We start from the raw sequence: 20854 nt of genomic DNA, 5'->3' as shown, positions 1-20854 counted from the left end.
GTCGTATCGGGTTGCGATCCGGCGGAAGTCCTTGAGACGGCAGAACATACGCTCGATGACGTTGCGCCCTTTGTAAGCGGTCTTATCGTAGCGATGCGGATGCTTGCGGGTCGGATTTGGCGGGATCACAGCCTTGATGCGGCGTGCGGCCAGTTCGTCGCGCAAGCTCCTGGCATCGTAGGCACGATCAGCCAACAGACGGCGCGGGGTACGAACCATGCTGATCAAACCGCGTGCACCGACCAAGTCGTGGGTGTTGCCAGGGGTAATCAAGAAGGCAAGCGGACGGCCGATATCGTCGGTCAGCGCGTGGATTTTGGTGGTCTGCCCGCCGCGTGAGCGGCCGATCGCATTGTTGAAGGCCCCCCCTTTGCGCCGGCCGCGGAGCGATGGGCTTTGATGTAGCTGGAATCCACCGACATCGATCCGTACATGCCGGTCGATCCGGTCAGGGCGTAAAAAATATCCGTCCAAATCCCCTGTCGGCTCCAGCGGTTGAAGCGGTTGTAGGCCGTCGTGTAGGGGCCGTAGACTTCCGGGCAATCGCGCCAGCGCGAACCAGATTTCAGCATGTGCATAATGCCGCTGATCACGCGTCTATCATCGACCCGATGCGCTCCCTTGCGCCCTCGTGGCAACAACGGCTCAATCCGCCGCCATTCCGCATCGCTGAGCCAGTAGACCTGCTTTGCCATTCAAGCCTCCCTTCCGCTGAGAAGCTTGAATCACAGTCCAATTCCAGATGGAATCTGGAGGGTTCTGTGAGGTCGCGCTCACGCGAGGGCGCGGCAAGCGCTTGTAACGCGACCTCATTGAAGCCGGATTGAACGAAGCCGCGGGAGAATATGCACGGTGGTGCGGCTATGGGGATAGTTTGAGATCGCGGGTTGCTATCGGCAGACTGCGGAGCTGACGCGGCGACGTTTTGGTTGCGCAATGGCGGCAACTTGAGACAGAGAGCATTTTACCGGCTGTAGCGATCGATGGCCCGCTGCATCGAACAATTTCCATCGCGCTGTTTGGCCGCACGGATTCGGCAGCGTCTGCGACCCCGTGGGTCGGTCAAAATCCCCCGGGTATGGTCACTTGAAACTCCCCCACCTGATGATCGCCGTCAGCGCCGCTGAACAGCAGTAGCCGGTCAGGCAGGACGTTTATGTTCGACCCCTTTAGCCAGCAAGGGGCCGGGGAGTTGAACGTCTTGAAGCGACATCTGCAAAGCACCGTACTTACATTACTTGATCGCAACACCAGCCAGCGCGAGATTCACCGGCTGACGGGTGTCGATCGCAAGACGATCCGGCGTTATCAGGCGCTGCGGGCCGGTGCGGAGGCAAATTCCCCCGGGGAAGTGACCACCGGCTCGGTGAGCGCGGACGGCCAAATTCCTCCACCCCGACCACCGGCTTTTGGGACATCGGAAGCGACGGTCACCAGCAGCCTGGCCCGTTCGGCTTGCGAAGCGCATCGGACGTGGATCGAAGAACAGGTCCGGCTGAAGCGGAACGCGCAGGCGATTTACCAGGACCTGGTTGATCAATTTGGCTTTCCGTCCAGCTACCAGAGTGTCAAGCGGTTTGTGCGCCGGTTGCGGCACGCTGATCCTGAGCAGTTTGATCGTCTTGAGTTCCTCCCCGGCGAGGAAGCTCAGGTCGACTATGGCGAGGGCGCGCCGACGGTTGATCCGAAGAGCGGGCGGTACCGTCGTCCCCGCCTGTTCGTGATGACGCTACGCTACTCGCGGCGCAGCTTCCGGCGGGTAGTCTGGAAGTCCAGCCAACAAGTCTGGGCGCAGCTCCACGAAGAGGCGTTCCGGTATTTTGGCGGGGTCCCCAGCTATGTCGTGCTCGACAACCTGAAGGAAGGCGTCCTCAAGCCGGATTTGTACGAGCCCCAGCTCAACCCGATTTACAGCGCGATGCTGGCTCATTACGCCGTGGTCGCCGATCCCGCGCGCGTGGCCGATCCAAATCGGAAAGGATGCGTCGAGAATGCGATTCAACATACCCAGGGCACTGCGCTGGCCGGACGGCGCTTCGAGACGCTGGAGGCGCAAAACGAGTTCTTGAGGCACTGGGAGGAGAACTGGGCTTCCAAACGCATCCACGGCAGCACGCGCCGTCAGGTCGAGGCGATGTTCCAGGAAGAGAAGCCGCACCTGCGGCCGCTGCCTGTCGCTCCCTTCCGCATCTTCACCGAAGTCGTCCGGACTGTCTGCGACGACACCACCGTACGCGTCGACAACAGCTATTACGCCGCGCGGCCCGCGCCGATCGGCAGCCAGGTCGTCGTGCGCATCTACACCACCACGATCGAGATCCGTGATCGCCACACCCGTGCGCTGCTGCGTGTTCATTCCCGGATGGCGCACCCCGGTTCTGTCGTCCTGCCGACCAGCGAACGGCCGTTCAACCCGTCGCGGCAAACCGCCGTGCTGCTGGCGAGCGCCGAGCGCATCGGACCGCAGACCAGGGCCTTGTGCCAGCAGGTGTTCGACACCGAAGGGCGCCCCGGACAGCGCGCGATGTGGGGCATTGTCGGGCTGGGCCGGAAGTATCCGGCGCGGCTGGTCGAGCAGGCCTGCGCGCACGCCATCGACAACCGCATCTACCGCTACAAGCACGTGCGTGCGACCGTCGAGCGGTTGTTCGAACAGGCGATCGAGCAGGTTGGAGTGACGCCACAGCCGGCATCGCCGCTCACCCAGGATCATCCGCTGATCCGTACCCCCGCGGAATACGGCGACCTCTTCAGCCGCGCTGTGCGGCGCGACGCCGACGACAATGGTCGGCAGGCCGAGGCTCACGACGATCACGCCACGGCAATCCGCGCTCGTGTCGCCTGCGCAACCCCGGCCAACTCCGGCGCCACGAGCGCTCCCGCTGCACCTTCTCACCTTAAACTGGAGACCTAGCCACATGATGACCATGCCGGAAATTGAGCGTTGCCTACGACAGCTGCGCCTGTCGGGTGTCCGCGACACGCTGCAGACGCGCGTGCTCCAGGCGCAGGGCGCCAACCAGCCCTTCCTCGAGACCTTCTCCCTTATCCTGCAGGATGAACTGGACCGTCGTCAGTCCCGTCTTATCGAGCGGCGATACCAGCAATCCGGGCTCGACGAAAAGCTGACGCTCGCCGAGTTCGACTGGTCCTTCAATCCCAAACTGCCACGTCAGACCTGCTTCCAGCTCCACACCCTGGCGTTCATTGCCGCTGGCGAGAACGCTCTGCTTGTTGGCAAACCTGGCACCGGGAAGTCGCACATCGCCAAGGCGATTGCCTATCAGGCGATCCTGCAAAGCCACAAGGTCCAGTATCTTGAGACCGACGACTTCTTCCACCGCTACGCCCTGAACTCTCCGGCACAACGCGAGGTCCGGCTGCGAACCATCATCGACTGCGATCTCCTCGTGCTGGACGATCTATTCCTCGCACGCGCCATCCCCGACGACGCCGGCACTTTGCTGCAGACCCTGATCCATCAGCGTTACAAACTGCGCCGCAGCGTCATCGTCACCTCCAATCGCGTCGTGCAGGATTGGGGGGCATACCTTGGGGACAACACTATGAGCACGACGATCCTCGATCGCCTTATGCATCATTGCCATCTGCTTGAGTTCGACGGACGCAGCTATCGGCTCAAAGAAGCCGCTGAAGCTCTTGCCCGGGAAACAAACTCAAACTAACAGTCCCTTGTCCTGCCTCGCGGGTGGAGGAATTTGACTGACCACACCCGGAGGAATTTGAAGTGACCCGCGGGGTCTGCGATGATCGAGACGATGGGATCATAATGACGAATGACGATCTTCGTGCACGGTATAAGTTGGCTCACGATGTGTCGCACCGGTACGATTGGGTGGGAGCGCCGGAACTGTGTTTCGGCATGGAATAAGGACCCCGTTTTCGGGGTGATCGGCATCCAATCGGGACCCCGGGATAAGGGTCCACAGTGGCTTCCATCGAGTCATGGAAGCCGAGGTTGGGATGCTGGTGGTGGAGACGATTGGTAAGATCCGTCGCGCCTACTTTGTTGATGGTCGTCCGATCAAGGCGATCTGCCGAGAACTTGGCGTATCGCGGAAGGTGGTTCGCAAGGTCATTCGTTCTCAAGCGACGGAGTTCCGGTACGAGCGCGAGACGCAGCCGCTCCCGAAGATGGGTGCCTGGAGTGCCGAGCTTGATCGGTTGCTGGCAGGGAATGAGAGCAAGGCGGCGCGGGAACGGCTGACGCTGATCCGGCTATTCGAGGAGCTTCGCGGCCTGGGTTATGCCGGCGGCTATGATGCGGTTCGTCGATACGCACGACGGTGGAGCAAGGAACGCGGCACCTCGACAGCGTCGGCTTATGTGCCGCTGAGCTTTGCACCCGGCGAAGCTTACCAGTTCGACTGGAGCCACGAGGTCGTCCTGCTGAGCGGCACCACGGTGATGGTGAAGGCTGCTCATGTCCGGCTCTGTCACAGCCGCATGCTGTTCGTGCGGGCCTATCCGCGGGAGACGCAGGAGATGGTGTTCGACGCCCACGACCGGGCATTCGCCTTGTTCAAAGGCACCTGCACCCGCGGCATCTACGACAACATGAAGACCGCGGTGGAGACGATCTTTGTCGGTAAAGGCCGTCTCTACAATCGCCGCTTCCTGCAGATGTGCAGCCACTATCTGGTCGATCCGGTCGCCTGTACGCCAGCGTCGGGCTGGGAGAAGGGGCAAGTCGAGAACCAGGTCGGGCTGGTCCGGGAACGCTTCTTCACGCCGCGGCTGCGGTTCAAAACCCTCGACGAGTTAAACGCCTGGCTGCTCGACAAATGCATCGCCTACGCCAAGGCTCATCGCCATCCGGAGCTGACCGATCAGACGATCTGGGACGTGTTCGAAGCCGAACGCCCCAAACTCGTTCCCTATGCCGGCCGCTTCGACGGCTTCCATGCGGTGACGGCATCGGTCTCGAAGACCTGCCTGGTGCGCTTCGACAACAACAAGTACTCGGTCGCAGCCAGCGCAGTCGGACGACCGGTCGAGGTTCAAGCCTATGCCGATCGCATCGTGATCCGTCAGGATGGACGTATCGTTGCCGAGCACCCGCGATCATTCGGTCGCGGCGAGACGGTCTACGACCCTTGGCACTATGTGCCCGTGCTGGTGCGCAAGCCCGGTGCCTTGCGTAATGGCGCTCCCTTCAAGGACTGGGTGCTGCCCGCAGCGATTGAGCGTGTACGGCGCAAACTCGCCGGTGCCGACGATGGCAATCGACAGATGGTCGACATCCTCAATGCGGTGCTGACAGACGGATTGCCCGCGGTGGAAGCCGCCTGCGCCGAGGCGGTCGCTCATGGCGTTCATTCCGCCGATGTCGTTCTCAATATCCTGGCCCGTCAACGTGAACCCGCCCCACCGGCCAACATCATGACGCCGGCCGCACTGACGCTCCGTCATGCACCGATCGCCGATTGTGCCCGCTACGACAACCTCCGGAGGACCATCTGATGGAACGAACCCAAATCTTCGACCTCATGGGCGAACTCAAGCTCTACGGCATGAAGGCTGCCTTCGACGAGATCATGGCAACTGCCGTTAAGCGCCAGCACGAACCTCAGCGCATTGTCGGCGACCTGCTCAACGCCGAGATCAACGAGAAGCAAGCCAGGTCGATCAAATACCAGCTCACCATTGCCAAGCTGCCGCTCGCCAAGGACATCGCCGACTTCCAGTTCGACGGCACGCCGATCAATCAGACTCTCGTCAATGATCTCGCTGACGGCGGCTTCATCGCCCAACAACGCAACGTCGTGCTGGTTGGCGGCACCGGTACAGGCAAAACACACCTGGCCATTGCCGTCGCCAGAAGTTGCATCCGCAATGGCGCTAGAGGACGCTTCTACAACGTCGTCGACCTCGTCAACCGGCTCGAGACCGAAACCCGCAACGGTCGGCAGGGACGGCTCGCCGAGCATCTGACCCGCATGGACTTCATCGTCCTCGACGAGCTGGGCTATCTGCCGTTCGCGCAATCCGGCGGTCAGCTCTTGTTCCATCTCATCAGTCGGCTCTACGAGCGCACCTCAGTCATTGTCACCACAAATCTTGCGTTCGGCGAATGGCCGAGCGTGTTCGGCGATGCCAAAATGACCACCGCGCTACTCGACCGATTGACCCATCACTGCGACATCGTCGAGACCGGCAACGACAGCTGGCGATTCAAAAGCCGCGACGATGTTCAAACAACCCGCGCTCGCGCCGTCTCCGCAACCCCGACCAGCTCCGACGACCCGAGCGCTACCAGCAGAGCACGCCGATCAAAGGGGTCCCTTTTGGAGGCCGATAGGGGGTCCCAGTCAAACGCCGATTGACAGACGGGGATCGCTGTGCCCGTGACGAAGTTCGACGCGGGCGAGGCGAGGAACACGGCGATGCCGGCGAAGTCGTCGATGTCGCCCCAACGCCCCGCAGGCGTGCGCGCCAGCACGCGCTCGTGCAGCCCCGACACCTGCTGCCGCGCGCCGCGGGTGAGGTCGGTGTCGATCCAGCCCGGCAGGATGGCGTTGACCTGGATGTTGTCGGGCGCCCAGGCGTTGGCGCAGGCGCGGGTGTACTGCACGATGCCGCCCTTGCTCGCGGCATAGGCCGTTGCGAAGCTCGCGCCGAAGATCGACATCATCGAACCGATATTGATCACCTTGCCGTTGCCGGACGCCTTCAGCGCCGGGTAGGCCAGCTTCGAGCACACGAAAGCGCTGGTCAGGTTGGTGTCGATCACCTTGTTCCACTCGTCGAGCTCGAGCTCGTGCGGCGGCTTGCGGATGCTCATGCCGGCGTTGTTGATGAGAACGTCGATGCGGCCGAGCTCCCCGACGACGCGCTCGATCATCGCAGCGACCGCCGCCTTGTCGGTCACGTCGGTGGTGACGGCGATCGCCTTCACGCCGCGCTGCCTGAGATCGGACACGGCGGCGGCGGACTTGGTCTCGTTGCGTCCGACCACGGCGATATCGGCGCCGGCGTCGGCAAGGCCGCGCGCCATGCCGAGGCCGATGCCACCATTGCCTCCCGTGACGATCGCGACCTTGCCGCGAAGATCGAACCGGCTGGATGTCATGCTTTCATTCCCTGGTTTATCTTATTGATGACTCTGCCAGATCAGCACCAGCCCGAAGCCGGCCATGGCAGCGCCATAGCCGGCCCATTGCAGCTGGTTGACCATGAAGCTCGATCGCGGCCACGGAACGGCGCCCGTGCCCTGTCCGATCCAGAGCAGCCCGACGGCAGTCGCAAGCAGGCCTGCGACCAGCAGAAATCTGCGCATGGATTCCCTCCCATCGGTCCGCTCCTGTCAGCGGTGCGGCGATGAAGGATCGCCGCGCCGCGAAAGCTTGAGCGCACACTAACCGTAGCTTCGGTGTGGATACAATGGCGGCACCGGCGCAAGCTGCCGGCGGGGAGGAAGCGTGTCCCTGGAAAGGCATTTCGCGGCTGGGCGATCGGCCGTGCCGATAGTCGGCGAGCGGAGCCCGGCTCGCCGTACAAGTCATTGCAGACGAGCCTCGGCCGCTCGGACCAAAACGAAAAAGCCCCGGCGATGCCGGGGCTTTGACGTTTGATCGTGAGATCGGATCAGTACTTCGCGACGACCGGACCGGTCCAGTTGAAGCGGTAGACCAGCGAGGTCGAGATCGTCTGGTTCCAGCTGTTGGCGCGGATGCTGTTGCCGACCGGAAGGTTGGTGCCGTCGAACAGTTCGTCCTGAGTCTTGGCATTGTAGAAAGCCGAACGATACTCGGTCTTCATGAACCAGCCGGGCGACGTGATGCCGAAGATGTTCAGGCTGTTCTCGACGCCGCCACCCACGAACCAGCCATGCCGGTCGTAGCTGCTGAGATGGGCGCCCACGGGAGTGCCGCCCAGCGTCGTGAAGTTGGTCTGGCCGAAATGAGCGCCCGAGTAACCGCCGTTGACGTAGGAGAGAACGTTCGGGGCGACCAGCCAACCGAGGCGAACACCCGCGGCCCAGGAGGTTTCCAGCTTCTGGTTGCCGGTGATGTCGAGGGTCGGATCCTGGATGGTGGCGCGGATGCTGCCGAACTGACCGTCGGCGAACACACCAGCGACCCAGGTGCCGCTGAACTGCCAGTCGTAGCCGGCGCCAACCGTACCGAACCAGCCCGAACCGCCCTGGCGCTGGGTGATCGTCAGCGGGGTGCCCGTGCCGGTGTCGACAACGCTCTGGTCGGCATTCGAAAGGCCGCCGCCGCCACCGCCGAACACGTAGAAGCCGGTCCAGTTGGCAACGGGCGCCGGCATCGGGGCCTTCACGTAGGGACGGGCGCCAAGGTCAGCCGCCGAGGCCGAACCGGTCATCGCCGCAACCGCGGTCAGAGCGAGCAAAGTCTTCTTCATGTTAAAATCCCCAACCTTGGTCTGTCGTAGCAGGCGCGAGCGCGCTGAAGTTCGTGTCATCTGATGGTCGGACTATAGACGGTTCTCGCCGAAATGCTGTTGCCGGGCAGGCACAGTCGCCGGAAAACGCCGGTGCTGGGGTATTTCGAAGGCTGTTGCTCGAATCCGTAATAGTCCATATCTTTCAATATGTTGTTTGGGGTCTCAAGACTTCGGTTTCGGGTAACTTGTCGTTAGCAAATCCGGCTTTGTTCGAAATGGAGGCAATCCTGGCTCGGCGTTTGAGTTCCTGAGTCGATGGCCGAGTCGCCCGGTCCGGCGCGAATCGAGTCGTCCGCGCCGTGGCCGACTTGGAGGAGCCAAAAAGCAAAAAGCCCCGGCCGAGGCCGGGGCTGGTTTCGAAGAAGCGGCGGCGCGGTCCTTCGCCACCGCCGGACCACCGAGCTTGTAGCTGGCGCGCCCGGCACGGACCAATCCCTCAGACGTCCAGCAGCTCTTCGCTGGCAAATTCGGCCTTGTCCGAGATGAAGGCGAAGCGTGCCTCGGCCTTGGTGCCCATCAGGCGCTCCACGGAATCCGCGGTGGTGTCGCGGTCGTCGGCGAGCAGGACCACCTTGAGCAGCGTCCGCTTGCTTGGATCCATGGTGGTCTCCTTGAGCTGCGCCGGCATCATCTCGCCGAGACCTTTGAAGCGGTTCACCTCAACCTTGGCGTTGGCGTTGAACGCGGTCTTGATCAACTCGTCCTTGTGCTTGTCGTCGCGGGCGTAGACCGATTTGGTGCCGTGCGTGAGTTTGTAGAGCGGCGGCACGGCGAGGAAGAGGTGGCCCTCGTCGATCAGCCGCGGCATCTGCCGATAGAAGAAGGTGATCAGGAGCGAGGCGATGTGCGCGCCGTCGACGTCGGCGTCGGTCATGATGATGATGCGCTGGTAGCGCAGATCCTCCTCGCGGTACTGCGCCAGCGTTCCGCAGCCGATCGCCTGCACGAGGTCGGCGAGCTGGGCGTTCGCCGTCAGCTTGTCCTTGCCGGCAGAAGCGACGTTGAGGATCTTGCCGCGCAGGGGCAGTACGGCCTGGGTCTTGCGGTCGCGCGCCTGCTTGGCGCTGCCGCCGGCCGAGTCACCCTCGACGATGAACAACTCCGAGCCATCGGTGCCGGCGTCGGTGCAGTCGGCGAGCTTGCCGGGCAGGCGCAGCTTCTTGCCGGCGGTTTTTCGCGCGGTCTCTTTCTCTTGCCGCCGCCGCAGCCGTTCTTCGGCGCGGTCGATCACGAAGTCGAGCAGCCGGTTGGCCATGTTCGGATTGCCCGACAGCCAATGGTCGAACGGATCCTTCATCGCCTGCTCGACGATGCGCTGCGCCTCTGCGGTGGCGAGGCGATCCTTGGTCTGGCCCTGGAATTCCGGCTCGCGCACGAAAACCGACAGCATCACGGCGGCGCCGACCATCACGTCTTCGGAGGTGACGGAGGCCGCGCGCTTGCCCTGACCGACGCGCTCGGCGTGATCCTTCAGGCCGCGCAAAAGCGCGCTGCGCAGGCCGGATTCGTGCGTGCCGCCATCCGGCGTCGGCACGGTGTTGGTGTAGGAGGAGAGGAATCCGTCGGCATCCGCGGTCCAGGCCACGGCCCATTCGCAGGCGCCATGCGCGCCATTGCGGCCCGACTTGCCCGAGAAAATGTCGGGATGCACCAGCGTGTCGGCGTGGATCGCCGCGGCGAGATAATCCTTGAGGCCGCCGGGGAAGTGGAACGTCGCTTCGGCCGGCACGTCCTCGATGCCCTTGAGCAGCTCGGGCGCGCAGTTCCAGCGGATCTCGACGCCACCGAACAGATACGCTTTCGAGCGCGTCATCTTGAACAGGCGCTGCGGCTTGAACGCGGCCTTGGCGCCGAAAATATCGGTATCGGGCTTGAAGCGCACGCGCGTGCCGCGGCGGTTGTTGATCTTGCCGAGGTCCTCGAGCTTGCCCTTCGGGTGGCCGCGCTCGAACGTCATGCGGTAGAGTTTCTGGCTGCGCGCGACCTCGACCTCGAGACGCGAGGAGAGGGCGTTCACCACGGAGATGCCGACGCCGTGCAGGCCGCCCGAGGTCTCGTAGACCTTGCTGTCGAACTTGCCGCCCGAATGCAGCGTGCACATGATGACTTCGAGCGCCGACTTCTTCGGGAATTTCGGATGAGGATCGATCGGAATGCCGCGGCCATTGTCGGTCACGGTCAGGAACCCGTCCGCGCTCAGATCGACCTCGATGAAGGTTGCGTGCCCGGCGAGCGCCTCGTCCATCGAGTTGTCGATGACTTCGGCGAACAGATGATGCAGCGCCTTCTCGTCGGTGCCGCCGATATACATGCCAGGCCGGCGACGCACCGGTTCCAGGCCTTCGAGCACCTCGATGTCGGCTGCCGTGTAATCGGCTTCGCCGCCGCTTCCGCGCGGCGCCGCCTTGGCGGCACGAGGTTTCGGCTCGTCGCCGCCGAAAAAGTCGTCTTTTGCTTTAGGCTTCAACTGCTTGGACATATATCTTGATGCGTTTTGAGGGCCGCAGGGGCGGCGAATCGGTTGGGCCGACTATGCCACTTCTGCCTTGGAAAGGTTACCGCGCCGGGGCTGGCGGTGTGGGTTGGGAGCCAATCCCGGCGATTTTACGCCGCAGGGCCCACAAGTTCCCGGCAATTTGACGGTTCGCTAGGTGTCATGTCGGGTTTTGTGACTTGATGTCACACAAGTCCTTGGCTTACCAGTCCTTTTCATCGAGCAGCACCTTGAGACGGGGCGGGAAGGCTATTTTTGATGGAGCAATTTGCGCACGCCCTGGCCGATTTCGTGCGCGTTCACCAGGCCTGGGCGGCACCGATCGTGTTTCTGCTCGCCTTCGGGGAGTCGCTTGCGTTCATCTCGTTGCTGGTTCCGGCCTGGGGCGCGCTGGTGGCCATCGGTGCGCTGATCGGGGCCAGCGGCATCAGTTTCTTTCCGGTCTGGATTGCCGGCGGCCTTGGCGCGGCGCTGGGCGACTGGGTCTCCTACTGGTTCGGCTACCGCTACAAGGAGAGGGTTGCCCAGATGTGGCCGCTCTCGCGCTATCCCGACCTGCTGCCCAGAGGCGAGGCTTTCGTGCGCAGCTGGGGCATACCCAGCATCTTCATCGGGCGCTTCTTCGGCCCCTTGCGCGCCTCCGTGCCGCTTGCGGCCGGCATCTTCGAGATGCCCTACTGGAGCTTCCAGGCCGCCAATTTCGTCTCGGCCCTGATCTGGTCCGCCGTGCTCCTGCTGTTCGGCGACGTGCTCGCCAAGATCATGGAATGGATCTGGCGGGTGATTTGACCGGGCGGCTGGGCCACCCGGCCAGCGCGTCAAACGAGCCTATAGCGAGGCGTTCCAGATCGACGGAATCCAGCGATAGCCCGAGCCATCCTTTTCCTTCTCGACGCGGACAAGACCCGGGAAGGCGGCGTGGAAGGCCTGGATCGGCATCTTCTCGGCAATGGCCATATCGTAGAGCTTGCGCCGCGTTGCCTGTGCCAGAGGCTTGTCGACGTCGGAGGCGATGTTCCATTCGGGATGCTTGACGAACAGGAAGGCCGCACCGGCGGTGATGTCGACCTGCACCAGGACCTTTTCGGGACCCGATGCGACAATGAACGAAGTGTGGCCGGGCGTGTGACCGGGGCTCGCGACCGCTGTGATGCCGGGAGCTACCTCCTTGCCCGACTCATATTGCGTGACCTTGCGGCCGAGCGCGTCGAACACGCGGCGGATGTTCTTGAAATTGTTCTCGAGGATAGGATTGCCCATCCCCTTGCTCATCTCGCCGTCGTCCATCCAGAACTTCCATTCCACCGCCGGCACCATGATTTCGGCGTTGGGGAAGGCGGGCTTGTTCTCGGCTGCCAGCAGGCCGTTGATGTGGTCGCCGTGGAAGTGGGAGATGACGACGGTATCAACCGCCGAGCGGTCGATGCTGGCGGCTGCAAGGTTGCTGTGGAACTGTCCGACCTTGCCCTTGCTCTGCGCGAACTGGTCGGGCCCGAGACCGGTATCGATGACGACGAGCTTCGGTCCGGTGTTGACGACGACGGGGTTGAATGTGTGAGTCACCTTGTCGATCGGCAGATGATGCTCGGCGAAGACCTTGTTAATGTCGTCCTTGCTGGCGCCCGCCGCGTAATTGTCGGTCAAATTGACCGTGGCAACGCCGTCGCAGACCACCGTGACCTGATGGGTGCCGACATTGTAGCGATAAAAGCTCGCATTCTGCTTGTCGGCCAAGGGCGCGGCGGCGCTCGCAGGCGAGGTGTTGACGATAGGCAGGAGCGCCGAAGCGGCGACGCCGGCGAGCGTTGCGCGACGAGTAATCTCGGTCATGGCGATGTCCTATGGCGAGGCTGGTTATGAGACTTGACCGGCGGGGCCGTGCCCCTCAGTCCTTCTCGCAAACCCCTATTGCTAGTGGAAATTCCGTGGCAGTCCGATGACATTCCGTGCGGTCTCCTGCATCGCGAGGTGCGGCATCCTGCCGTCACGTCGGATCGATTTGCTCTTGACCTTGGAACCCGTCGGCCTTATAGCCGCGCGCCATGATCAACGCCGCGACCATCCTGTTCGCCCGTCGCCGCCGCCGCTCCTTAGCGGTTTGGGCGGTCGATCGCGTTTGAGATCATCGTCTTTGCCGCTGGATCCGATCCGCGGCATTCTCTCTCCTGTCAGCGCGATCTGATCCGGCGGCTCCCCCGAGGAGGCCCAGCAGGAGACCACGATGTACACGCCACCCTTTTTCAAGCAGGACCGCGCCGCGAGCCTGAAGTTTGCCGACGAGCGCGGCTTCGGGACCATGTGCGCCCCCCGACGAGCGCGGCTTCGGGACCATGTGCGCCTTCGACGGCCACAAGCCCATCGCCTCGCCATTGCCGTTCTATCTGACCTACGGCGCTGACGGCACGCCGCAGGCCGCCTTTCATCTGGCCCGTCACAATCCGCTGCTAAAGCTGGCGGATGGCGCTGTGTCCTGGCTGCTCGCAGTCAACGGCCCAGATGCCTATGTATCGCCGGACTGGTACGTCTCGCCGGATCAGGTGCCGACCTGGCTCTATCAGTCGGTGCATCTGAGCGGGCCCGTGCGGCTGCTGTCGGATGACGAGCTGTCGGTGCAGGTCGACACGCTCAGCGAAAAGTTCGAGAGCTGGCTGTTGCCGAAGAAGCCATGGACGTCGGGCAAAATGACCGCCGGGCGGTTCGAGGCGATGAAGAAGGCGATCGTGGGTCTGGTCATGACGGTTGAAGAGGTCGAGGGCAGCTTCAAGCTGAACCAGCACAAGTCGGATGCCGATTTCGCAGCGATCGCGAACGCGCTTGGCGCCGGTGACGCCGACGCAAGAGAGATTTCACGGTTGATGCGGCACACCCGGCCGCAGATCTTCGCAGACGACACGAACATGCTCGAAAGGAGCGCGCCATGAGCCTTTCTGAAACCGGCCTCGCTGAGACCACGAAAGCCCCGACCACCAGCGCGGCCAGGAAGCCCGCGACCGTCTTCGTCGACGGCGGCTCCGGCACCACCGGCCTCGGCATCAACGAGCGCCTCAAGCTCCAGAGCGATGTTGTGGTGAAGACCATCGCCGACGACAAGCGCAAGGACCCCGCGGCCAAGAAGGCGCTGATGGAGGAGGTGGACCTCGTCATCCTCTGCCTGCCCGACGATGCCGCCAAGGAGACCGTCGCGCTGGTCGACAGCATGGGCGCGTCGGCGCCGAAGGTGCTGGACGCCTCGACGGCGTACCGGGTCGTGCCGGACTGGGCCTACGGCTTTCCCGAGCTCACGCCGGACCAGGCCGGCAAGATCAGGGCGGCGAAGAAGGTCTCCAATCCCGGCTGCTATCCGACCGGCGCGATCGCACTGTTGCGGCCGATCGTCGATGCCGGCCTGCTGCCATCAGATTATCCCGTCACCGTCAATGCCGTGAGCGGCTATTCCGGCGGCGGCAAGTCGATGATCGCGAGCTTCGAAGATGGCAGCGCGCCGTCCTTCGAGCTCTACGGCCTCGGCTTCGAGCACAAGCATCTGCCGGAGATGCAGCTCTACTCCAACCTGACGCGGCGCCCGATCTTCATTCCCTCGGTCGGCAACTACCGCCAAGGCATGCTGGTCTCGGTGCCGCTGCAGTTCGACGCGCTGCCGGGCAAGACCGGCGGCGCCGACCTGCAGGCGGCGATGGCAAAGCGCTACGCCGGGTCGAAATACGTCAAGGTGATGCCGCTCCAGAACGAGGCGACCAAGGCCGGCCGGCTCGAGCCAGAGGCGCTCAACGAGACCAACATGCTCGAGCTCTACGTCTTCGCCAGCGACAAGTACCATCAGGCACTGCTGGTCGCCCGGCTCGACAATCTCGGCAAGGGCGCATCGGGCGCCGCCGTGCAGAACATGCGGCTGATGCTGGGCCTTGCCGACAAGTAGCTGATCGAGCGTTGCTCGCGAGGCCAGCCCGGTGAAGGAAGCGGCGCTGCAACTTTCTACCCCGGCAAGACGATCCAATGACGCCTGGAAGGGACGCGTGATGAGCTCGAAGAAGATCGGCATTCTCGGCGCCTCCGGTTACACCGGGGCCGATGCGGTGCGCCTGTTGGCGCGGCATCCGGATGCCGAGATCGTCACGCTCACCGCCAATACCCACGCCGGCAAGTCGATGGGCGACGTGTTTCCGCATTTCTTCATGCTGAACCTGCCGAAACTGGTGGAATGGGAAAAGGTCGACTGGAGCAAGCTCGATGCGGTGTTCTGCGGGCTGCCGCACGGCACCACGCAGGAAATCATCGCCGCGGTCCTCAAGGCAAATCCCAAAATCAAGGTCCTCGACATGTCCGCCGATTTCAGGCTGCGCGGACAAGAACACCTATGCGCAATGGTACGGCCACGAGCACCGGGCGCTCGAATTGCAGGCCGAAGCGGTCTATGGCCTGACCGAATTTTATCGCGAGGAGATCACATCGGCGCGGCTGGTCGCCTGTCCCGGCTGCTATCCCACGGCGGCGCTGCTCGCGCTGGTGCCGCTCGCGAAAGCCAAACTGATCGACATCGACGACATCGTCATCGACGCGAAATCGGGCGTCACCGGCGCCGGCCGCGGGCTGAAACAGAACACGTTGTTCAGCGAGGCGGGCGAGGGGCTGTCGCCCTATTCGGTCGGCACCCACCGACACGCGCCCGAGATCGAGCAGGAGATCGGCGTCGCCGCCGGTTCCGCGGTGACGATCAACTTCACGCCGCATCTTATTCCGATGGCGCGCGGCGAACTCTGCACGTCCTATGTCAAGCTCAACGGCGCGACACCGGACGATCTGCGAACCGTGCTGGAGCAGGCTTATGCCAACGAGCCCTTCGTGCATGTTGCCAGGAAGGGCGTGCTGCCGCAGACCCAGAATGTGCGCGGCTCCAACTATGTGCAGATCGGCGTCGTCGCTGACCGGATCAAGAACCGGGCGATCGTGATTTCCACGCTCGACAGTCTGGTGAAGGGGTCGGCCGGGCAGGCGATCCAGAACATGAACCTGATGTTCGGGCTGCCCGAGACGACGGGGCTGGAGCAGATCGCGCTGTTCCCATGACACGAGGTACTGCGGTGGACGAAGCGACCTTGCAATTCTACCGCGGCCATGCCGCGTCCTATGCTGGCTGGGCGAAGGCACCGTCGACGCGGCTGCTTGACTTCCTGGCCCTGCTGCCATCCGGCGGCGCGATCCTCGAGCTGGGCTGCGGCGCCGGCAATCATGCGGCGGTGATGCTGGCCGAAGGATTTTCGGTGCGCGCGACCGACGGTTCGCCTGAAATGGCCGAGATTGCCTCGCAGCGGCTCGGTCATCCCGTCGAGACGATGCGGTTCGACCAGCTGGACGCGCAGGAGGCCTATGACGGCGTCTGGGCCAGTGCCTGTCTCCTGCACGTCCCGCGCGATGAGCTTGCCGGCATCCTCGGGCGCATTCATCGTGCGCTCAAGCCTTCAGGCGTGTTCTACGCCAGCTACAAGATGGGCGAGGGTGACGGTCGCGACAGCCTCGATCGCTACTACAACTATCCGCCGCGCGAATGGCTCGAGGCGACTTACGCTGGCGCAGGTCCGTGGATCACGCTGTCAGCCGAAACCAACGTGATCCAGAGTTTCGACAAGACGCCGGCCAACATGCTGCATCTCGTCGTTCGCAAGGTCGCGGCCTGATCTCTAGAAGATATTGAAGATCGCCAGCGCCAGCACGGCCTGCGCGAGGAAGCCGACGGTGAAGGCCAGGGTGCGGAACACCGGGATTCCCATCGTGTAGACGATGATATGTGCGACACGCGACCAGAAATAGACGGCGCAGGCGAGTACGGTCCATTTCGTGGAATAGTCGATCGCGTTCAGGATCAGAACCAGCGGGGCGAAGACGATGAGGTTCTCGACCGCGTTGTCATGCGCGAACATCAGCCGGTTCGCCCACTCCGCCTGCGGCTTGTCGCCGCGCGAGGGGTTGGCCATGGCACCGCTAAGCCCGCGAACCTGGCAGCGGTTGATGGTGTAGGGAACCCAGAGGATCCCGGTCAGGATCACCGTCAGTGTCAGCCAGAACAATTCGCGCGTCATAGTCCGGTTCCCTCAGTCGTCGCGGTGCTGCAAGCGAGTTTATACAAGCGCGGGAGATTCCGCTATGCGCGAACCCTGACATAGCTGCCGGGTGCATCCTCGATCGGTGGGAATGCTTCGCTGCCGACCGCGCGCGCCGGGATTTCCTCGGGATCGAGTTCGCCCAGCCATTGGCGCCAGTCCGGCCACCACGAGCCCTTGTGCTCCACGGCGCCCTTCATCCACTGCGCGATACTGATGTCCTTGACGTTGTCGTTGGTCCAGTACTGGTACTTGTTCGAGGCGGGCGGATTGACCACGCCGGCGATGTGGCCCGAGCCGGACAGGACATACTTCACCGGACCGCCGAAGAATTGCGAGCCGTACAGCACCGATTCGGCCGGCGCGATGTGGTCCTCGCGGGTGGCGAGATTGTAGACGGGCACCTTCACCTTGGAGAGGTCGAGCAGGGTGTTGTCGAGCACCATCGTGCCGGTGGAGAGCCGGTTCTCCAGATAGCAATTGCGCAAGTAATAGGAATGGTTGGCTGCGGTCATCCGTGTCGCGTCCGAGTTCCAGTGCAACAGGTCGAACGCGCCCGGCTGCTGGCCCTTCAGATAGTTGCTGATGACATAAGACCAGATCAGGTCGTTGGAGCGCAGCATGTTGAAGGCCATCGCCATCTTGGAGCCTTCGAGCACGCCGGCGGCCTTCATGTCCTGCTCGAGCGCCGAGACCTGCTCCTCGTCGACGAACACGAGGAGATCGCCGGCATGGGTGAAGTCGATCTGGGCGGCGAAGAACGTCGCGGACGACACGCGCTGGCGGCGCTTCTCGGCGAGCCAGGCGAGCGTGGTCGCGAGCATGGTGCCGCCGACGCAATAGCCGGCGGTGTGCACCTTCATCTCGCCGGTGACCTTCTCGATCACGTCCATCGCCGTGAGCGGGCCCTCCTTCATGTAGGCTTCCCAGCTCTTGTTGCCGAGCCGCTTGTCGGGATTGACCCATGAGATCACGAACACGGTGATGCCCTGATCGACGCACCACTTGATGTAGGATTTCTCCGGCTTCAGATCGAGGATGTAGAACTTGTTGATCCAGGGCGGCACGATCAGGAGCGGCGTGCGCAGCACCTTCTCCGTGGTCGGAGCGTACTGGATCAGCTGCATGATCTCGTTCTGGTAGATCACCTTGCCCGGCGTCGTTGCCATGTTGACGCCGACGACGAGATTGTCCGGATCGGACTGGCGGATCTTCAGCATGCCCTTGCCGGCCGCGATGTCCTCGGCCAGCATCTTCAAGCCGCGCGCGAGGTTCTCGCCGCTGCTCGCCACCGTCTCGCGCAGCACCTCCGGATTGGTCAGGACGAAGTTGGACGGCGACAATGCGTTGATGACCTGCTGGACGTAGAACTCCGCCTTGCGGCGGGTCTGCGGATCGAGCCCTTCGGCATCGCGCACCAGCTCCTGCGCCCATTTGGTCGTGAGCAGATAGAGCTGCATGACGAAGTCGAAGAACTGGTTCGACTTCCATTCCGGATCGGCAAAGCGCTTGTCGCGCGGCGAGGGCGCGATCGCGGGCTGGGCGTCCTGACCGGCCATGCGGCGCACCGCCGAGCCCCAGAGGTCGAGATAGTCCTTCGCGAGCTTGGTCTGCAGATCGGAGGAGCGGGAGGTGTCCGACAGCCAGTATTCGGCGACCGACGTGAAGGTCCTGACGACCTCGGCAAGCTCGGCCGGCGGGCGGTCCTGCACCTCGCCGCTCTCGCGCGGCTTGAGATAGGCGGCGAGCGCCTTGCCGCCGCTCTCCATCGCCCGCGCGACATTCATCGCGAAGGCTTCCGCGTCGAACTTCGTCCCGGGTTTCGGCGTGTCGGTTGTGGCCATGCTCATGAGCAGAACAGTAACGATTCATTCCGTATTCGTCACCGCGAAGCTCGCATGTTTGACGTTAAACACTCTCGAAGATGTGTTGCACTGCGACAAATCTTCTTGGTTCCGTCACAATCGAGCCGCACCGCTCGTCTTGTTGGGCAGGGGCTGTTTTCGCTCGCACCATTTGGGCAGCAATGGTTTGAGCTTGGGCGCGGTCTTGGGTAAGGTTGCCCGGGGCCGTGCTTTGGGACGAGTAGGGGATTTCCCAAGTGTTGGCGTTATGGGACCTGCAAAAGACGCGGCCGATCTGCGGCGCGATGCTGATCGCGGCACTCGCTCTCGGCGGATGCTCGAGTCAGCTCGCGGATCTGACGCCGGGGGATGCACAGCCGCATGTCAGGGAGCCCGGCACTTATCTGCCGGTGCATGACCTGCCGCCGGACCGCGATGAGGCGATCATCCCGCCGGAGCGGCGCGCCAAGATCGAGGCCGAGCTCGCCGCGGCACGCGATCGCCAGGCGGTGGCCGCCAAGGACGCCAAATGAGGCGCAAGGTAATCGCTGGCGCCTCCGCCTTGCCGTGCTAAAAGATCCCGGTTCAGCCAGAGTCAGGGCGAACGACTTCAGTCCTCGTCGACGATGATTGCTCTAAGTATTTGATTTTGAGTGATTTTCGCGATGATCATGAGCGCCTTTTGACATGGCCCTCGTGGCCTGTCGATTCTGTCCTGACCGGTTGCCCGGAGCCCTAGAGAGCCATGGAAGAGTTTTACCGCATCCGCCGCCTGCCGCCTTACGTGTTCGAACAGGTCAACCGGGCCAAGGCAGCCGCGCGGAATGCCGGCGCCGACATCATTGACCTCGGCATGGGCAATCCGGATCTGCCGGCGCCGGCGCATGTGCTGGAGAAGCTGAAGGAGACGCTGGGCAAGCCGCGCACCGACCGCTACTCGGCCTCCCGCGGAATTCCCGGACTGCGCAGGGCCCAGGCCGGCTACTACGCCCGCCGTTTCGGCGTGAAGCTCAATCCCGAAACCCAGGTGGTGGCGACGCTGGGTTCGAAGGAAGGCTTTGCCAATGTGGCGCAGGCGATCACCGCGCCCGGCGACGTCATCCTCTGTCCGAACCCGAGCTATCCGATTCATGCCTTCGGCTTTTTGATGGCGGGCGGTGTGATCCGCTCGGTGCCGTCCGAGCCGACGCCGCAATTCTTCGAGGCGGCGGAGCGGGCGATCGTGCATTCGATTCCGAAGCCGCTGGCGCTGGTGGTCTGCTATCCCTCGAACCCGACCGCCTATGTCGCGAGCCTCGATTTCTACAAGGACCTCGTCGCCTTCGCGAAGAAGCACGAGATCCTGATCCTGTCCGATCTCGCCTATGCCGAGGTCTATTTCGACGAGAACAACCCGCCGCCCTCGGTGCTCCAGGTGCCCGGCGCGATGGACGTCACCGTCGAATTCACCTCGATGTCGAAGACCTATTCGATGGCCGGCTGGCGCATGGGCTTTGCGGTCGGCAATGAGCGCGTGATCGCGGCGCTCGCCCGCGTCAAATCATACCTCGACTACGGCGCGTTCACGCCGGTCCAGGTCGCCGCGACCGCCGCGCTGAACGGGCCGGACGATTGCATCAAGGAGATGCGCGACACCTACCGCAAGCGCCGCGACGCGCTGGTGGAATCGTTCGGGCGCGCCGGCTGGGAGATCCCGGCGCCGGAGGCCTCGATGTTCGCCTGGGTGCCGCTGCCGGAAGCCTTCCGCAGCGTCGGCAGCATGCAGTTCGCGACCCTGTTGGTGGAGAAATCCGGCGTTGCGGTCTCGCCCGGCGTCGGCTTCGGCGAGCATGGTGAAGGATATGTCCGCATCGCCATGGTGGAAAACGAGCAACGGATCAGGCAGGCCGCGCGCGGCGTGCGCCGCTTCCTTGAAAGCGGCATCGAAACGTTGCACAACGTCGTTCCGCTCGCCAATCGGCGTTGAGTTCTCTTCGGCAGGTTTTCTA

General features: G+C 63.2%; 14 protein-coding genes and 5 pseudogenes. 11 read left to right on the top strand and 8 right to left on the bottom strand.

Features of this window, described 5'->3' with window-relative positions:
* Positions 1 to 3: 3 nt before the first annotated feature.
* Positions 4 to 695: pseudogene (locus ABIF91_RS38345) on the bottom strand (IS5 family transposase); the annotation flags it as partial.
* A gap of 461 nt (positions 696 to 1156) precedes the next feature.
* On the opposite strand from ABIF91_RS38345, the gene istA (ABIF91_RS38340) reads away from it, so the two are divergent.
* The 4 genes and pseudogenes from istA (ABIF91_RS38340) to istB (ABIF91_RS38325) all read left to right on the top strand — a co-directional run bounded on the left by istA (ABIF91_RS38340) (position 1157) and on the right by istB (ABIF91_RS38325) (position 6347).
* Positions 1157 to 2914, top strand: coding sequence for an IS21-like element IS1631 family transposase (gene istA, locus ABIF91_RS38340; RefSeq protein ID WP_100214066.1), 1758 nt, complete (start codon positions 1157 to 1159; stop codon positions 2912 to 2914).
* A 4-nt stretch (positions 2915 to 2918) separates the two neighbouring features.
* Positions 2919 to 3686 (top strand): IS21-like element IS1631 family helper ATPase IstB, encoded by a 768-nt coding sequence (gene istB / locus ABIF91_RS38335; RefSeq protein WP_038952109.1) that lies wholly within the window; start codon positions 2919 to 2921, stop codon positions 3684 to 3686.
* A gap of 298 nt (positions 3687 to 3984) precedes the next feature.
* Positions 3985 to 5575: pseudogene (istA, locus tag ABIF91_RS38330) on the top strand (IS21 family transposase).
* Entirely contained in the window at positions 5484 to 6347 is an 864-nt protein-coding gene (gene istB / locus ABIF91_RS38325; RefSeq protein WP_038952122.1) for an IS21-like element helper ATPase IstB, read from the top strand. Before istA (ABIF91_RS38330) ends, istB (ABIF91_RS38325) begins: the two are co-directional and overlap by 92 nt.
* A gap of 2 nt (positions 6348 to 6349) precedes the next feature.
* Here istB (ABIF91_RS38325) and ABIF91_RS38320 read toward each other — a convergent pair.
* The 4 genes and pseudogenes from ABIF91_RS38320 to parE all read right to left on the bottom strand — a co-directional run.
* Positions 6350 to 7093: pseudogene (locus ABIF91_RS38320) on the bottom strand (SDR family NAD(P)-dependent oxidoreductase); the annotation flags it as partial.
* A 21-nt stretch (positions 7094 to 7114) separates the two neighbouring features.
* A complete protein-coding gene (locus tag ABIF91_RS38315; protein WP_028177579.1) occupies positions 7115 to 7300 on the bottom strand; it encodes a hypothetical protein in 186 nt (61 codons plus the stop codon).
* Between the two features lie 308 nt (positions 7301 to 7608).
* Positions 7609 to 8391, bottom strand: a complete 783-nt coding sequence (locus tag ABIF91_RS38310; protein ID WP_028177578.1) for an outer membrane protein — start codon at positions 8389 to 8391, stop codon at positions 7609 to 7611.
* 478 nt (positions 8392 to 8869) lie between these two features.
* Positions 8870 to 10912 (bottom strand): DNA topoisomerase IV subunit B, encoded by a 2043-nt coding sequence (parE, locus tag ABIF91_RS38305; RefSeq protein WP_028177577.1) that lies wholly within the window; start codon positions 10910 to 10912, stop codon positions 8870 to 8872.
* Between the two features lie 273 nt (positions 10913 to 11185).
* Here parE and ABIF91_RS38300 point away from each other — a divergent pair, with 273 nt between their 5' ends.
* Positions 11186 to 11716 carry a DedA family protein gene (locus tag ABIF91_RS38300; protein ID WP_028177576.1) on the top strand — a complete coding sequence of 177 codons (531 nt, stop codon included), beginning with the start codon at positions 11186 to 11188 and terminating at the stop codon, positions 11714 to 11716.
* Positions 11717 to 11755: 39 nt separating this feature from the next.
* Here the strand turns inward: ABIF91_RS38300 and ABIF91_RS38295 are convergent, their stop codons facing one another.
* Positions 11756 to 12757, bottom strand: a complete 1002-nt coding sequence (locus ABIF91_RS38295; RefSeq protein ID WP_028177575.1) for an MBL fold metallo-hydrolase — start codon at positions 12755 to 12757, stop codon at positions 11756 to 11758.
* A 391-nt stretch (positions 12758 to 13148) separates the two neighbouring features.
* On the opposite strand from ABIF91_RS38295, the pseudogene ABIF91_RS38290 reads away from it, so the two are divergent.
* From ABIF91_RS38290 to ABIF91_RS38275, 4 genes and pseudogenes are all read left to right on the top strand, one after another.
* A pseudogene (locus ABIF91_RS38290) lies at positions 13149 to 13848 on the top strand (FMN-binding negative transcriptional regulator).
* On the top strand, positions 13845 to 14843 hold the full coding sequence (argC, locus tag ABIF91_RS38285; protein WP_028177574.1) for an N-acetyl-gamma-glutamyl-phosphate reductase: 999 nt from the start codon (positions 13845 to 13847) through the stop codon (positions 14841 to 14843). Before ABIF91_RS38290 ends, argC (ABIF91_RS38285) begins: the two are co-directional and overlap by 4 nt.
* Positions 14844 to 14943: 100 nt before the next feature.
* A pseudogene (gene argC / locus ABIF91_RS38280) lies at positions 14944 to 15991 on the top strand (N-acetyl-gamma-glutamyl-phosphate reductase).
* 14 nt (positions 15992 to 16005) lie between these two features.
* On the top strand, positions 16006 to 16599 hold the full coding sequence (locus ABIF91_RS38275; protein WP_028177572.1) for a class I SAM-dependent methyltransferase: 594 nt from the start codon (positions 16006 to 16008) through the stop codon (positions 16597 to 16599).
* Positions 16600 to 16602: 3 nt separating this feature from the next.
* Here ABIF91_RS38275 and ABIF91_RS38270 read toward each other — a convergent pair whose 3' ends face one another.
* The gene (locus tag ABIF91_RS38270; RefSeq protein WP_028177571.1) at positions 16603 to 17001 is read right to left on the bottom strand and encodes an MAPEG family protein; all 399 of its coding nucleotides are present in this window, start codon (positions 16999 to 17001) and stop codon (positions 16603 to 16605) included.
* Positions 17002 to 17063: 62 nt separating this feature from the next.
* Positions 17064 to 18872 (bottom strand): PHA/PHB synthase family protein, encoded by a 1809-nt coding sequence (locus ABIF91_RS38265; RefSeq protein WP_028177570.1) that lies wholly within the window; start codon positions 18870 to 18872, stop codon positions 17064 to 17066.
* A gap of 251 nt (positions 18873 to 19123) precedes the next feature.
* On the opposite strand from ABIF91_RS38265, the gene ABIF91_RS38260 reads away from it, so the two are divergent.
* Positions 19124 to 19399, top strand: a complete 276-nt coding sequence (locus ABIF91_RS38260; protein WP_028177569.1) for a hypothetical protein — start codon at positions 19124 to 19126, stop codon at positions 19397 to 19399.
* Between the two features lie 212 nt (positions 19400 to 19611).
* Positions 19612 to 20832: an LL-diaminopimelate aminotransferase gene (locus tag ABIF91_RS38255; RefSeq protein ID WP_028177568.1), complete on the top strand. Its 1221-nt coding sequence runs from the start codon at positions 19612 to 19614 to the stop codon at positions 20830 to 20832.
* The last annotated feature ends 22 nt before the right edge of the window (positions 20833 to 20854 follow it).

Origin of the sequence: Bradyrhizobium sp. USDA 241 (genome assembly GCF_049739505.1) — a bacterium.
GTDB classification, from domain to species: domain Bacteria; phylum Pseudomonadota; class Alphaproteobacteria; order Rhizobiales; family Xanthobacteraceae; genus Bradyrhizobium; species Bradyrhizobium liaoningense.
This window is presented reverse-complemented; position numbering and strand designations above follow the sequence as displayed.